The organism is Chryseobacterium endalhagicum (genome assembly GCF_016745235.1).
Lineage (GTDB): Bacteria > Bacteroidota > Bacteroidia > Flavobacteriales > Weeksellaceae > Chryseobacterium > Chryseobacterium endalhagicum.
Genome location: NZ_JAELVM010000003.1, coordinates 642,337 through 655,309, shown reverse-complemented (window position 1 = coordinate 655,309; position 12,973 = coordinate 642,337). Strand labels below are relative to the sequence as shown.

Sequence of the window (12,973 nt, the reverse complement as noted above, 5' to 3'; positions counted from 1 at the left end):
ATTAAAAAAATAATGTTAAAAAAATCTTTAGTATTAATGAGTATCTCTGCTGCATTTTTTGCGCAGGCTCAGGATGTTTCTATATTGAGAAATACTGTAGATGTTTATTCCAGTACTCCTATGGTGGGTTCGTCCAAGTTTAATGCAATGGCTGGAGCTAATGGAGCATTAGGAGGTGATGCCAATTCACTGCTTACCAACCCTGCCGGTTTGGGAGTGGCTATTTCCGGTGAAGTTTCCGGAACACTGTCTATCGCAGGAAATAAAAATAAAAGTACCTGGGCTGGTTCTACTATCGACTACAGTAAGACCAATACAGACCTTGGCAATGTAGGAGGTGTGATTGCCTTCCCGTTAATGTCTGAATCAGGATGGAAGTTTATCAATATCGGGATCAATTTCTCCAACCAGTCACTGGATAATTATGTAGAATCTCCCGGAAGTGATAATGTGATCAAAGATTTCACCGATAAAAGTGCATCACTTTCCGGTCATGCCTACAACAGGTATGGAAATCTTTCCAAGACAAGCTTTGGGGTAGGGGCCAACTATAATCATACTTTATATTTGGGTGCGGGAATTAATTTTTTCAATGCATCTATTGACCAGTATGATACAGCAGCCTTTAAATCACTTTCCAATGGCTCTCTGGAATATTTTGACAGACAAAATACACCTATGTTTGAAAGATCTTCCGGTTTTTCAGCTACCGTAGGGGTAATCGGAAAACTCAGCCCGAATTTCAGAATAGGGGGTGCTATTGAAACCCCGACATTCTGGCGTATAGACAGAGATTATAATTTTTATAATGATCCTGATTACGGAGACGGTACAGGGACAGAATCGAGAGATCTTACCACTCCGCTTAAAGCCACAGTAAGTGCGGCATTTGTAGCCAGTAAAAACTTCTCTTTGAATGTAGATTATACACTGGGACTTACAAGACCTAAATATAAAGTGGTTACAGGTGCTGAGAGTGAGCTGAACAGTTTTTTCAAAGACAATTATAAAAACACTTCAGAAGTAAGAATCGGGGCAGAATACAGAGTAAGTCAGTTTAGATTAAGAGGAGGGTATTCTTATGTTTCCAATCCTTTCGATGCTGTTACGGTAAGCCAGGTGAATCCTGATGCTTCAACATCTGACAGATCTTATAATGATATGATGCTGAATAACAGAAACCTTGCTTCATTCGGTATAGGATATGATTTCAAAGCATTTTATGTGGATGCATCTTACCAGTATGTAACGTCTAAGTACAGCAATCCGTTCCTTAGAGGAATCAATACAGGAGATCCTGCTACAGACACTGCTTATTACTCTGAAAACAGAATTATGTCATCAGATTACTTTGCGGTTTCTGAGGTTAAAAATAACAGAAATAACTTCTTTATTACATTCGGCTGGAAGTTCTAATTCCAGATTGTGTAATGAGTGATTAAATTGAGGCTCCGGATCGAAGATCCGGAGCTTCTTGTTTTTTATTTAAGATTTGAAATACAAATGCAAATAGCTTTTTGTTGGTCCATCGCAAGACGCAAAAGTTCTTTCCTTTCACGAAAATAATATATAAAGCTTTGCTGAAAATCTTGGATTTTCTTGCGCCTTAACAACATAACAATTTTAAATTTTTTGCGTCTTTGCGATAGCCAACAAACACACTTTCCCTATTAATCTTAAATGGTTTTAAACGCCAAGACGCGAAGTTTATTCACAAAAATGCTGTATAAAAGACGCAAGGATTTTATCGAAGATAAAATTGTAAACCGCAAAAAATACTCACTGAAACTTGCTGAAAATCTTGGATTTTCTCGCTTCTTAACAACACAATAATTTTAAATTGCTTGCGCCTCTGCGTATACCCAACAATGCATAGGTGAAAATCTGCATCATCAGCGAAATCTGCGAGATAATAGCATAAAACCTAAATCATAGGTTATGATGTAGATATTCGTGCTGTAATAAATTAATGATTACGAAAATTAATGTGCATGGAAAAGATGCATGATCAGGGCTAAAGAAACCCCAAGAATCACAAGGCCAATCTTTACCCAGTCGATATTATGGTTTTTATTGCTCTCAAAAATGATCACAGATGAAATATGAAGGAAAATTCCGCCTACAATAGCCAGGAAATACGGCTGAAGGTTTGGATTGAAATAATTCCCAAGCAGCATACCCATCGGGGAAGCAAGGGCAAATAAAGCCACTATTAAAAGCGAAGGATAAGGTGAAGTTTTAGACTCTTTTTTTCTGTTGAATAAAAAAGCTCCCAGAATAAACGAAATCGGAAGGTTGTGAAATACAATTCCGAGAAGGTAAGGGGAGAGCTGCTGTTTTTCATTAGCCAAAGGAATTCCCTCTATAAAAGCATGGATAAATAAACCAACCATCAGTGCCACAGGAAGAATGTTATGTTCACTGTGATGATGGAAATGTCCGTGTTCAAAACCTTTGGTAAGCGCTTCCAGGATCATCTGAAGCAAAACTCCGGCAATCACAAAAATTCCCAGGCTGCTTCCTGCCTGTGAGGTATACACCTGCGGGAAAACTTCATTCAGACAGATGGTGATCAGGAATCCTGCACTCAGAACCAGCAGATTTTTAGCCAGCTTTTCTTTTTTTCCGAAATGCTTGCCGAGAAAAACGCCTGTTACAACGCTTAGTATCAGTAAAACGACCGTTATCATGCCTTTTTCTTAAATAAATTGATGCATCGTGGCGAAACCTCACGGTCAAATTCATTCAGCTGATAATCGCCCCAGATTTTTACTCTTTCAAAGCCGCAGTCTGTTGCATATGAATTGATGGCTTCCAGCGTATGAAGCTTTACTTTTTCAAAGAAATGAAAAGAATTTCCGTCTGCTTCGAAGCGGATGTCTTTAATAATATGTCTGCCCTCGATTTTTTTAAGGATTTTAAAGTCAATATCACCGCGGGTTATGGTAGTTTCAGGAACAATACGTTTTCTTACGAATTCTTCATTCAGATAATCCAGAACAAAATAACCTCCCGGCTTCAAGACATTGTAAACCGACTGAAATACTTTTTTATCATCCGTTTCATTCTCAAAATACCCGAAGCTTGTAAATAAGTTGAATACAGCGTCCATAGGATCTGCATCAATAGGGTTTCGCATGTCATGAACATTGAAAAGAAGCGTTTGTGTTTCAAACTGCTTGTCAAATTCAATACTCTGTCTGGAAAGATCCAGCCCTAATACATCATATCCTAATTTGTTCAGGAAAACAGAATGCCTTCCTTTTCCACAAGCCAGATCAATAATCTTGGATGACTGCGGTAACTGAAGGTCTTCAGTAAGCTTTGTAATGAAATTTTCGGCTTCCGTATAGTCTCTGTTACTGTACAAAAGATGATAATAAGGTGTATCAAACCAAGATTCAAACCATTCCATAATGCAAAAATAACTAAATTTGTGCGGTTAAAAGCAAAGTATTTTAGAGATTGTAGCATTGAAAAATTCAATAAGTACGAAGGAGATAGCCTTAATCTCTTAATTTCTAAATCATTAAATCTTTTAATATATATTTATGGACACAGAAAATCTAAAGATTCAGATAAAGACATTCTTCGGACTGGAGCAGATTCTTGCTGAAGAAATCAAAAAATTAGGCGGAAAAAACGTTGAAATTAAAAACCGGGCAATTAATTGTGAAGGCGACCTTGGTTTTCTTTATAAAATTAATTACTCTGCAAGAACAGCGTTAAAAATTTTAATTCCTGTTTTTGAATTCAAAGCATTCAACCAGCATCAGTTTTATAATAAGCTTTCTGCGATTGCATGGGAAGAGTATATGGATGTAGACCAGTCTTTCGCGATAGATTCTACTGTAAATTCCGAAACATTCAAGCATTCACAGTTTGTGACGTTGAAAATGAAGGATGCTATTGTAGATTATTTCCAGGATAAATTCAAAAGACGCCCGAATGTAGAGACCAGAAACCCTGATATCAAGTTTCACCTGCATATTGACAGAGAATTGGTAACAATCTCTTTGGACTCTTCCGGAGATCCTTTGTTTAAACGAGGTTACAGAAAAGAGCAGGGCGAGGCACCTATCAACGAAGTGCTGGCAAGCGGTATGCTTCAGCTGGCAGGCTGGGATGGGAAAGGAAACTTCCTGGATCCGATGTGCGGTTCCGGAACCCTTCTTGTAGAAGCGGCAATGATTGCCCTGGACCTTCCTGCACAAACTTTCAGAAGAGGATTTGCATTCCAGAACTGGAAGAATTATGATGCCGATCTTTTTTCAAAAATCAGAGAAGTAAGAATAAACAGAGTAAAAGAATTTACCGGAAAAATCATAGGTTACGATATTGATGGCAGAATGCTGAACGCAGCAAGAACGAATATTGAAGCCGCTGAAATGGAAGATGTAATTGAGGTGAAAAAGCAGGATTTCTTTGAATCCAAAAAAGAGCACTTCCCGTTGCTGATGGTTTTCAATCCGCCATATGATGAAAGAATTTCCATTAATGATGAAGATTTCTACAAGAAAATTGGTGACACCTTCAAGACAAGTTATCCGAATACGTTAGCCTGGCTGATCTCTTCCGATCTGGAAGCGGTGAAGAAAATCGGTCTTCGTCCTTCAAGAAAGATCAAACTTTTCAACGGAAAACTGGAAACGAGATTCCTTCAATATGAAATGTACGAAGGGACGAAAAAACTTCATAAACTGGAAAAAGAATAATCATTTTTTTAAATAGAAACCTTCCGTAAATGGGAGGTTTTTTTGTGTAAATGGGGCAAGGAAGCTTGATTCTGAAAGATGAGGTTGTCATTTGAGTTTAATATCCATACCTCCTCTTACTGTTTTTCGCATCAAAATATTTTTTATTTTTGTTCAAACTCAAATTAAAAGTATGGCCTGGAACCTTTTTGAGATCTTAGGAAATATCTCGGATGCTTTAGACGTACTGCATCTGTTTGGCGGTGGCTCTTCATCTTCTGCGAGCCTGAATTACAATGATAAACCTGCAAAAAAGAAAAGATCAAAGTATTTCACTGAAAAAGTAAGTGCAGGCTTTATAATAGCGGCTGTCATTTTACTTTTCTTTGTATTTAAAGATCCGCTTCCAGCTGAAAATTATACCCAAACCTTAGTCGTGGCTTCATTGATAGGAACCGGAATTTCAGGCCTCCTGTTTTTTCTTCTTTATGTTTTGGAGCTTTATTATTTTAAAAATCTTTTTAAATTATTGCTCTTCAGCGGTTCGGTAGTTCTGTTTTTTACTTCTCTTGTACTTTGTATTTACTTCAGGTCGGGTCTGTTTATTTAAAATATTGAATTAATAATGATCATTTTGTCCGATGAATTTTCCCATAGATTCCACGGATTGCACAGATTTTTTATGAGGGAATTTTTTTATCGTCAGCACTTAGGCACAACGCTTCATCAAAATCAACGAAGTTGATTTCCTCTTTGCCTCCTCAAATCTGAAATAATAATAATTTTTTTGCGTTGAAAAATTTTCCCGTTGCTTTCCGTAATCGTTCAGATTTATATTTTTAAATAAAAAAGCCCCTGTTAAGGAGCTTAATTTAAATACTATTTTATTCAACTTACAATGTTGTTTTTGTAAACATCTGTACAGACATATAGCCTCTTCCCCAGTTGAAGTTCGGATCGGCAGTAGACCACATATTAAATCTTATGGTCGCTGTATCCGCGGTAGGCTCTACATAACCGTTCAGTGCATAAGTGACATTGACTGGCGAAGCGGTATTGTTAGTGACCGTATCTCCTACCGTAGCATTAACAGAGGCCATTCTTGAGCTGGCACTGGAAGAAACCGCCGGAACGGTATATTTTCTTGAACCTGCCGGAAGTTCTGTTCCGTTCTTTAAAAACCGGACGCCAAAATAACCTCCGAAACTGGTTGCTATCGCTGTAGTCCCCATGGGAACACTGTAAGTGGTAACCAGTTTTGCCTGTGTAAATGCCGGAACGGTGATGGTTATACTCAATCCCAAGTTAATATTATTCACTGCAGTGGTAGCGGTCACGGTTTGGTCTACAGGAGCTGTAGCGGTCACGTCGAAAACGTTATCAAGTTTCCAGGCTGTTTTATCGCGTTGCTGGTAGGTGATCCATTTAGGAACGGCAGGTGTACCGTAATTGGTGTAAAATCCTTCCTCCATATTGGTATTCACATTGGTGTTGTAAACAATAAGTCCTTTTGCGGGGGATAATATGGTTGCTGCGTCATTAGGGGCTGTTAATGCGACACGGGGAATCAGCATTCCTTTATCAGTGGCATTGATCTGAAATTTGGCGGACGCATCCGGTGTAATAGTCCCCAAGGCAGCAGAACCGGTAGATGTTACAATGAAATCATTGGCCGTTTGTGCAGCTGTAGGCGAAGCTGCATTATCCTTATTACCATCCACATGAAAAGCGCCTCCCGGTGTATTTGTTCCGATTCCCACCTGTGCGTTTGAGAATGCACTTATGACGAATGCAATAGCTGCTAATTGTGTTTTCATAGATTGTGATTTTTTAAAGTAAATTATTTGTAATTCGAAACGATAATGAGTTGATTTAATCAAAAATACTAAAATCTATTCAATCATAAGTATTTACATTTTGCTTTTCTTTACTATTAATCTTTTATAGGGGTATAATCACGGATTTTATATTCTGCGCTTCCCATCAGCTTAATGCAGGGGATATTTGTAGTGTTTTAAAGGCATAAAAGAGTGGGAGAAACTTTTGAAACCAATATCTATGAATATCACAGAACCACTTTTTATAAGCTGGATTAAAAATTAATGCATCAGTGAAAGATGGTTTCTGTTTAAAATTTGTAATATTTCTTTTAATGGATAGAATTTTATTAATCTATTTTAAATGTTTCAATGGTTGTTATTTTTAATGATAAAATAATAACATATTTTGACGATTTACTATTAAATGTTTTATTTGACCTTATCTAAATTCGTATAAAACAACTAAATATTAACAATATGAAAAGGATAAGCCTAATGTATCTGCCAATTTTATGTATTGGTATGTTCATAATTAATTCGTGTAGTTCAGAACGATCAGATGACGTGTTAAATTCTAATGAATCCGTATTAGCTGAAGGTAGCACAGCGTCAAAAGTGGCCGCTTTCGGAAAGAAACCATTGTCAGTGATGTATGTTGAAGTCAACAATAATGATATCAGGGAAGTAGGCAAGTATAAGCTGGCCGATGGGAAACAGCTTTTTGATGTCGCTATTATTTTTGCGGCCAATATCAATTACAATACTTCCACCCAGAAAGCCTATCTCCATTTTAATGATCAGGTTACCAATGTACTTACTAATAAAACTACTTACATAAAACCTTTACAGGATAAAGGAATCAAGGTAATGCTGTCCATTCTTGGAAACCATCAGGGAGCAGGGTTTGCCAATTTTCCGAATCAGACTGCTGCTAAAGCGTTCGCCCAGGAATTAGCCAACGCTGTGAATACCTATGGTTTGGACGGCATCGACTTTGATGATGAATATGCAAATTACGGAGCCAACGGAACTTCCCAACCGAATCAGTCCTCATTCGTATATCTGGTGACTGCCCTGAGAGAGCTGCTTCCGGATAAAATCATTTCATTCTATAATATCGGACCTTCTGCTAGTAACCTTTCTTACAACGGGGTAACAGTCGGATCCAAAGTAGATTTTGCATGGAACCCATACTACAGCACCTATTCCGCTCCTAATATACCTGGTTTGGATAATGCGCATAAAGGGGCTGCAGCAGTCAATGTAAAACCTGGAACCTCTACTTTTACAAGCAGTTCTACTGTAACAAATTACGCGCAGAGAACTAAGAATGACGGGTATGGTGTTTTCTTGTATTATGATTTAGGATCTACAAATATTGCGTCTTATTTTTCAAATGCAACGAGTGTATTGTACGGACAAAACACGGTATATCAGAATTAACTGCTGTTTGATTGGTTTATTCAATCTAAAGAATCAAATGAATAAGGCATAATTTTGTAAAAGGACAAATTTTCTTGGAAAATTTGTCCTTTTTTTATTTAAACTATTCTCTTCGTCGAATCAGCTTAAAGCAGACGGCACAAGGCCATATTGTTTTTTAAAGGCATAAGAGAAGTGGGAGAGATCCTCAAAACCGACCTCCAGAAATACATCCGAAGGTCTTTTATGTTTTTCCTTTAAATGATAATAAGCCAGTTCCAGACGTTTTTGAGTAAGCCACCGCTGAGGGGTCGTCTGAAAGATCTTTCTGAAGTCCCTGTTGAAAGTGGAAAGGCTTCTGCCTGTAAGATATCCGAAACGGTCCAGAGACATATTGAACATATAATTTTTTTCCATAAAGCCTGCCAGATCAATTTTTCCCGGCTCCTCAAAATCGGTGAGGACAGCATCTATTTCCTTGTCAATTTCCCTTAAAATACTGATCGCTTCAGTGATTTTTAAAGAAGCAATGTTCTCAGGAAAGTGGCCTTGCAAATCAAAATAAGGAATCAGGGAAGCGAGACAGCTTTTCAGAAGAGGATGATCCTGAAAGCTGTGGATCTTGGATTCACGGGTAAAAGTACTGGGTTCCGTTTCCACTGTGGCATAAAAATGTTTCAGCTTTTCTGTGGTAAGATGCATGACTACAGCCTTATGAGGAAGTCCGTCTTTAGGATAATTAATGATTGTGGCGAGATGATTCCTCGGAATCAGGAAAATATCTCCCGCTTTGAACACATAGGTTTTATCAGCCTGGATAATTCTAGTTTCACCGGAAATAAACCAGACCAGCATATGGAATTCAAAAACAGTTTCCGTTTTGAAAAGCTTGTCGTCATAGGTGGAAAGTTTAATATCCGGTGTGATATATTGTATCTGAAAATCCATGGCCTGAAGTTTATAAGTACAAATGTATTTAAAAAGTGTTAGTCTGCAGCGAATGTAAAGCCAAGCATTTCTTCACTTAATTTCCACAATCTTTCTGCATTTTCCCTGTCGATGGAATAAGACTGAACTCCACGGATGGTTGCCGGTTCATCATATCTGTGTTCTATCTGCCCAAGATTTATTTCGGCAATATCACAGTTTTCACAATACATCCCGCCGATATTCTCAAGAAGAGGGCTGGTTGCACACCAAACCGTTGTGGCAGCACCCTGTGGGATGGTTTTCAGTTTAGCTTCAACCTCAGGTTTTATTTTTCCATCCTTGTCATGCGTTCCCATCTGGATATAAAGATCAATCGGCTCCTCTCTTCCCAGATCAGTTCCATACACAGACCCCGGATGCAGAGAATACGCTCTGATATTGAATTTTTTTCCTCTTTCATCCAGAGCTGTAGAAAATAAATTACAGGCAGTTTTCGACTGTCCGTAACCCAAAAGCGTCTGATATTCTCTGTTTACAAAATTCGGGTCTTCAAAATCAAACGGAGCCATCTGATGCCCGTAAGAAGAAACGCTGAGCACCCTTGCCCCGTCTGCTTTTTTCAGCGCGGGCCAGAGTTTTGCCGTAAGATGAAACTGTCCGAGATAATTGGTTGCCAGCTGGGATTCAATACCTCTGCCGTCCCTTTTCAGAGGAACCCACATAATTCCTGCATTGTTAATCAGGAGATCGAGCTTTCTCCCGGATGCCAGGAATCTTTCGCTGAATGTATCGATGGATTCAGGGTCCATAAGATCCATTTTTTCAAGTTCAATGTTTTCGATACCGGTAAGGTTTTTTCCTGCTTTTTCCATATCTCTTGCCGGTACAATTACTTTTGCGCCTGCAGAGGCAAGGACTTTTGTGGTTTCAAGACCTATTCCTGCATATCCGCCGGTAATGATCACAGTTTTACCGGTAAGATCGGTTCCTTTGATAATTTCCTGAGCAGTAGATGCTGCATTGAAGCCGGATTGAAGAGGATGCTGTTGGGGATTGATGTTCTGTATCATTTTTTTTGGTTTAAATTTCTATAGCAAAGGTAGAGGCTGTCGGTGAGGGTCATTTTGTTTAAAATGTCAAATAATTGTGTTGAAAATGTCAGGATTGATTTCTTTTAGAATAATTCCGTTTGAAAGTTAATTTCTTTGAATAAGCTGTTAAACTGTTTGCGGATTCCTCTGCGAATAAGTAATTTTGAAAAATTTTCAATTTGAGACCTACCATTTCCATTGTTGTTGCTATTTTCAACCGAAAAGACGAGCTTTTTGAACTCCTGAATTCGCTGACATTTCAGACGGACAAAGACTTTGAAGTGATTATTGTGGACGACGGCTCTCTTATTGACCTTAAACCTACCATTCAGAATTTTGACGAGCTGTTAAACATTAAGTATTTCAGAAAAGATAACTCAGGACCGGGTCTTACAAGGAATTACGGTGCCAAAAGAGCTCAGAATGAATGGCTGCTTTTTGTAGACAGCGATGTGATCGTAGAAAAAGACTATATCGAAAATATTAAAAAAGATATAGAAACCATTCCCTGTGATGCTTTCGGAGGAGCGGATAAGGCCCACAAAGGTTTCAATCTGATGCAGAAGGCGATTTCTTACTCCATGACTTCAGTGTTTACCACCGGAGGAATCAGAGGAAGTAAAAAAGCGGTATCCAGATTCCAGCCGAGAAGCTTCAATATGGGTGTCAGAAAAGAAGTCTTTGAAAAAGTAGGCGGTTTTTCTGAAATGAGGATCGGGGAAGATCCGGATCTGTCCATGACACTTTGGGAAAACGGTTTTACAACAGCATTTTTCGATGATATTGCAGTGTACCATAAGAGAAGGGTAGACCTGGGTAAATTTTCCAAACAGGTGTATCAGTTCGGATGTGCAAGACCTATTCTGAATCAGAGGCATCCCAATTATGTAAAGATCTCATTTGCATTTCCCACACTTTTTATGCTGGGCTATATCTTAGGATTTATTGAATATTTTGTGCTAGGAAGAGGAATTATTCTCGCGTTCTATGGACTGTACACATTTCTGGTATTATTCCATGCTATGATCGTAACCAAAAACATCAGTATTGCCGGAATGGCGGTTATCTCAACCTATATCCAGATGTTCTCGTATGGATATGGTTTCCTCAAATCATGGGTACTCCTGAATATCCTCAGAATGAAACCGGAAGACGCATTCCCGAAACATTTTCATATAAAATAGAAACTTCTTTAATTGATTTAGGCTTAAAAGAATTAGAGTGAAATAAGGAGTGGTTCAATTTAACGCAAAGTTTAATTATCATACGTTATATGTTAAGCCTGTAAAGGTGTGATCAATTTTCAATTGATCCGATGAAGCAGCTGGATAAATTCGTGTCTGACTATTTAAATAAAAAACATTTTTTGTATTGCAGGCTGTGATAGTGGCCTCGGAAGCTGTAGCGTTAAAAAAATAAATATTGTGAACGTTAAAAAAATTCTTCTGTTCGAAGCGCGAAACTAGTTTTGAATCGAGTAGCCCATATTGAATTCGCGCAAGTTTAGAATTTTTAGAGAACAAAATTTATTTTTAGCGAAAGATTCCAGCCTTGAATTTTTCGTTCTTTTGTTTCAAGACAAAAGGACATTAAATAAATAAAGAACCTTCTGTGTATGAGATACTTGTGTCGTTAGCGTAAAATATTTATGCTATTTGTGTTTAACAATGCAAAATTTTTGTGGAGCCCTGGATTTTGTATCATATCTTAAAAATATAAATTAAAACAGGCTTTAAGCACAAAAATAAAAGCTGCCGGAAGTTCCAACAGCTTTTATAACAATAAATTAAGATATGAATATAGTTTCATGGTTGAGAACGCCTGTTTTCAGCATGCATTCCCGCATTTTTTCATAAGTTCTGGCAATATCATGATCAAGTCCGATAGAGAATCTGATCAGTCCGTCCGATATGCCCATGGCTTCACGCTCTTCCTCCGGAATCTCCGATGAGGTGGAACTTCCCGAGCATGAAAATAAAGTTTTATAGAATCCTAAGCTTACTGCCAGATACCCCAGGTTTTCCTGCTGCATCATTTCCATCAGCTCATTGGCTTTGTCTGTAGTGCCGGCATCTACCGTCAGCAGTCCTCCGAATCCGTATTCCTCATGCATCATGCTTTTCAGCAGCTCATGGTCTTTGTGGGATTTCAGTCCCGGATAAGATACTTTCAACCCGTCTTTTTCAAATCGTTCAGCAAGATACAAGGCATTGTGGCTGTGCTGTTTCATTCTGATATGAAGGGTTCTTAAGTTTTTCAGGATGCTTGCAGAACGGAAACTGTCCATGGTTGGTCCCAGAAGCATACAGGCTCCGTTATTGACATTTTTCGTGTCATTAATGAATTCCTGGCTTCCACAATATACACCGCCTACCGTATCGCTGCTTCCGTTGATGAACTTCGTTAAACTGTGGATCACGATGTCTGCTCCCAATAGCGTTGGAGAAACAGAAAGAGGAGAGAAGGTATTGTCTACGATCAGTTTCAGGTTGTGCTTTTTACAGATTTCAGAAAGTTTTCTAAGGTCTGCCACTTCAAGAAGCGGGTTGCTTACACTTTCGCAGTAGATTACTTTAGTGTTGGGCGTTATAGCGTTTTCTACAGACTCAAAATTGCTGATATCTACAAAAGTGGTATCGATTTTAAAAGGAGGCAGGAAATTTTTAAGGAAAGCATAGGTTCCGCCGTAGATGGTTCTGCTGGAAATAATATGGTCTCCGCTTTTGCAAACCTGCATGAGGACAGAAGTAATGGCGCCCATTCCGGATGCCGTAACGTTGGCTGCCTCTGTGTTTTCCATTTTAGCCAGTGCCTGTGCAAGATACAGGTTCATCGGGGATGAATGTCTTGAATATAAATAACATCCTTCAGCGTTTCCTTCAAAGGTGTCGAACATTGTTTTTGCCGAAAGGAAGGTATAGGTGGAGCTGTCAGAAATCGATGGATTTACGCCTCCGAATTCACCAAAATATTGCAGATCCTGGATCTCGTTGGCTGCATTAAAATTTTCCATAAG

The 12,973-nt window shown here is 38.5% G+C and carries 11 protein-coding genes; 5 read left to right on the top strand and 6 right to left on the bottom strand.

Going from position 1 to position 12,973, the window contains the following annotated elements; genetic code table 11:
- The first annotated feature begins 12 nt into the window (after window positions 1-12).
- Window positions 13-1,416: an OmpP1/FadL family transporter gene (locus JET18_RS18520; RefSeq protein ID WP_202093542.1), complete on the top strand. Its 1,404-nt coding sequence runs from the start codon at window positions 13-15 to the stop codon at window positions 1,414-1,416.
- Between the two features lie 566 nt (window positions 1,417-1,982).
- On the opposite strand, the gene JET18_RS18515 is transcribed toward JET18_RS18520, so the two are convergent.
- Entirely contained in the window at window positions 1,983-2,690 is a 708-nt protein-coding gene (locus JET18_RS18515; protein ID WP_202093540.1) for a ZIP family metal transporter, read from the bottom strand.
- Window positions 2,687-3,415 carry a class I SAM-dependent methyltransferase gene (locus tag JET18_RS18510; RefSeq protein WP_202093532.1) on the bottom strand — a complete coding sequence of 243 codons (729 nt, stop codon included), beginning with the start codon at window positions 3,413-3,415 and terminating at the stop codon, window positions 2,687-2,689. The genes JET18_RS18515 and JET18_RS18510 overlap by 4 nt, the downstream gene beginning before the upstream one ends.
- 136 nt (window positions 3,416-3,551) lie before the next feature.
- Between JET18_RS18510 and JET18_RS18505 the strand changes: the two genes are divergently transcribed.
- Together JET18_RS18505 and JET18_RS18500 are read left to right on the top strand one after the other, a co-directional pair.
- Window positions 3,552-4,715 carry a THUMP domain-containing class I SAM-dependent RNA methyltransferase gene (locus JET18_RS18505; protein ID WP_202093530.1) on the top strand — a complete coding sequence of 388 codons (1,164 nt, stop codon included), beginning with the start codon at window positions 3,552-3,554 and terminating at the stop codon, window positions 4,713-4,715.
- Window positions 4,716-4,887: 172 nt separating this feature from the next.
- The gene (locus tag JET18_RS18500; protein ID WP_202093528.1) at window positions 4,888-5,304 is read left to right on the top strand and encodes a branched-chain amino acid ABC transporter substrate-binding protein; all 417 of its coding nucleotides are present in this window, start codon (window positions 4,888-4,890) and stop codon (window positions 5,302-5,304) included.
- 283 nt (window positions 5,305-5,587) lie between these two features.
- On the opposite strand, the gene JET18_RS18495 is transcribed toward JET18_RS18500, so the two are convergent.
- The gene (locus JET18_RS18495; RefSeq protein ID WP_202093527.1) at window positions 5,588-6,511 is read right to left on the bottom strand and encodes a hypothetical protein; all 924 of its coding nucleotides are present in this window, start codon (window positions 6,509-6,511) and stop codon (window positions 5,588-5,590) included.
- 567 nt (window positions 6,512-7,078) lie between these two features.
- Here JET18_RS18495 and JET18_RS18490 point away from each other — a divergent pair.
- Window positions 7,079-7,957, top strand: coding sequence for an endo-beta-N-acetylglucosaminidase H (locus tag JET18_RS18490; RefSeq protein WP_317193274.1), 879 nt, complete (start codon window positions 7,079-7,081; stop codon window positions 7,955-7,957).
- 120 nt (window positions 7,958-8,077) lie between these two features.
- On the opposite strand, the gene JET18_RS18485 is transcribed toward JET18_RS18490, so the two are convergent.
- Both JET18_RS18485 and JET18_RS18480 read right to left on the bottom strand, forming a co-directional pair.
- The gene (locus JET18_RS18485; RefSeq protein ID WP_202093525.1) at window positions 8,078-8,884 is read right to left on the bottom strand and encodes a helix-turn-helix domain-containing protein; all 807 of its coding nucleotides are present in this window, start codon (window positions 8,882-8,884) and stop codon (window positions 8,078-8,080) included.
- Between the two features lie 38 nt (window positions 8,885-8,922).
- Window positions 8,923-9,936, bottom strand: a complete 1,014-nt coding sequence (locus tag JET18_RS18480) for an SDR family NAD(P)-dependent oxidoreductase (protein WP_202093524.1) — start codon at window positions 9,934-9,936, stop codon at window positions 8,923-8,925.
- 200 nt (window positions 9,937-10,136) lie between these two features.
- On the opposite strand from JET18_RS18480, the gene JET18_RS18475 reads away from it, so the two are divergent.
- Window positions 10,137-11,141, top strand: coding sequence for a glycosyltransferase (locus tag JET18_RS18475; RefSeq protein WP_202093523.1), 1,005 nt, complete (start codon window positions 10,137-10,139; stop codon window positions 11,139-11,141).
- 602 nt (window positions 11,142-11,743) lie between these two features.
- Here the strand turns inward: JET18_RS18475 and JET18_RS18470 are convergent.
- Window positions 11,744-12,970 carry an aminotransferase class I/II-fold pyridoxal phosphate-dependent enzyme gene (locus JET18_RS18470; RefSeq protein ID WP_202093522.1) on the bottom strand — a complete coding sequence of 409 codons (1,227 nt, stop codon included), beginning with the start codon at window positions 12,968-12,970 and terminating at the stop codon, window positions 11,744-11,746.
- Window positions 12,971-12,973: the final 3 nt, after the last annotated feature.

Bases quoted from the DNA above. Each gene is read 5' to 3' on its own strand.
- JET18_RS18520 (WP_202093542.1), top strand. From the start codon at position 13: ATGTTAAAAAAATCTTTAGTATTAATGAGTATCTCTGCTGCATTTTTT.
- JET18_RS18515 (WP_202093540.1), bottom strand. From the start codon at position 2,690: ATGATAACGGTCGTTTTACTGATACTAAGCGTTGTAACAGGCGTTTTT.
- JET18_RS18510 (WP_202093532.1), bottom strand. From the start codon at position 3,415: ATGGAATGGTTTGAATCTTGGTTTGATACACCTTATTATCATCTTTTG.
- JET18_RS18505 (WP_202093530.1), top strand. From the start codon at position 3,552: ATGGACACAGAAAATCTAAAGATTCAGATAAAGACATTCTTCGGACTG.
- JET18_RS18500 (WP_202093528.1), top strand. From the start codon at position 4,888: ATGGCCTGGAACCTTTTTGAGATCTTAGGAAATATCTCGGATGCTTTA.
- JET18_RS18495 (WP_202093527.1), bottom strand. From the start codon at position 6,511: ATGAAAACACAATTAGCAGCTATTGCATTCGTCATAAGTGCATTCTCA.
- JET18_RS18485 (WP_202093525.1), bottom strand. From the start codon at position 8,884: ATGGATTTTCAGATACAATATATCACACCGGATATTAAACTTTCCACC.
- JET18_RS18480 (WP_202093524.1), bottom strand. From the start codon at position 9,936: ATGATACAGAACATCAATCCCCAACAGCATCCTCTTCAATCCGGCTTC.
- JET18_RS18470 (WP_202093522.1), bottom strand. From the start codon at position 12,970: ATGGAAAATTTTAATGCAGCCAACGAGATCCAGGATCTGCAATATTTT.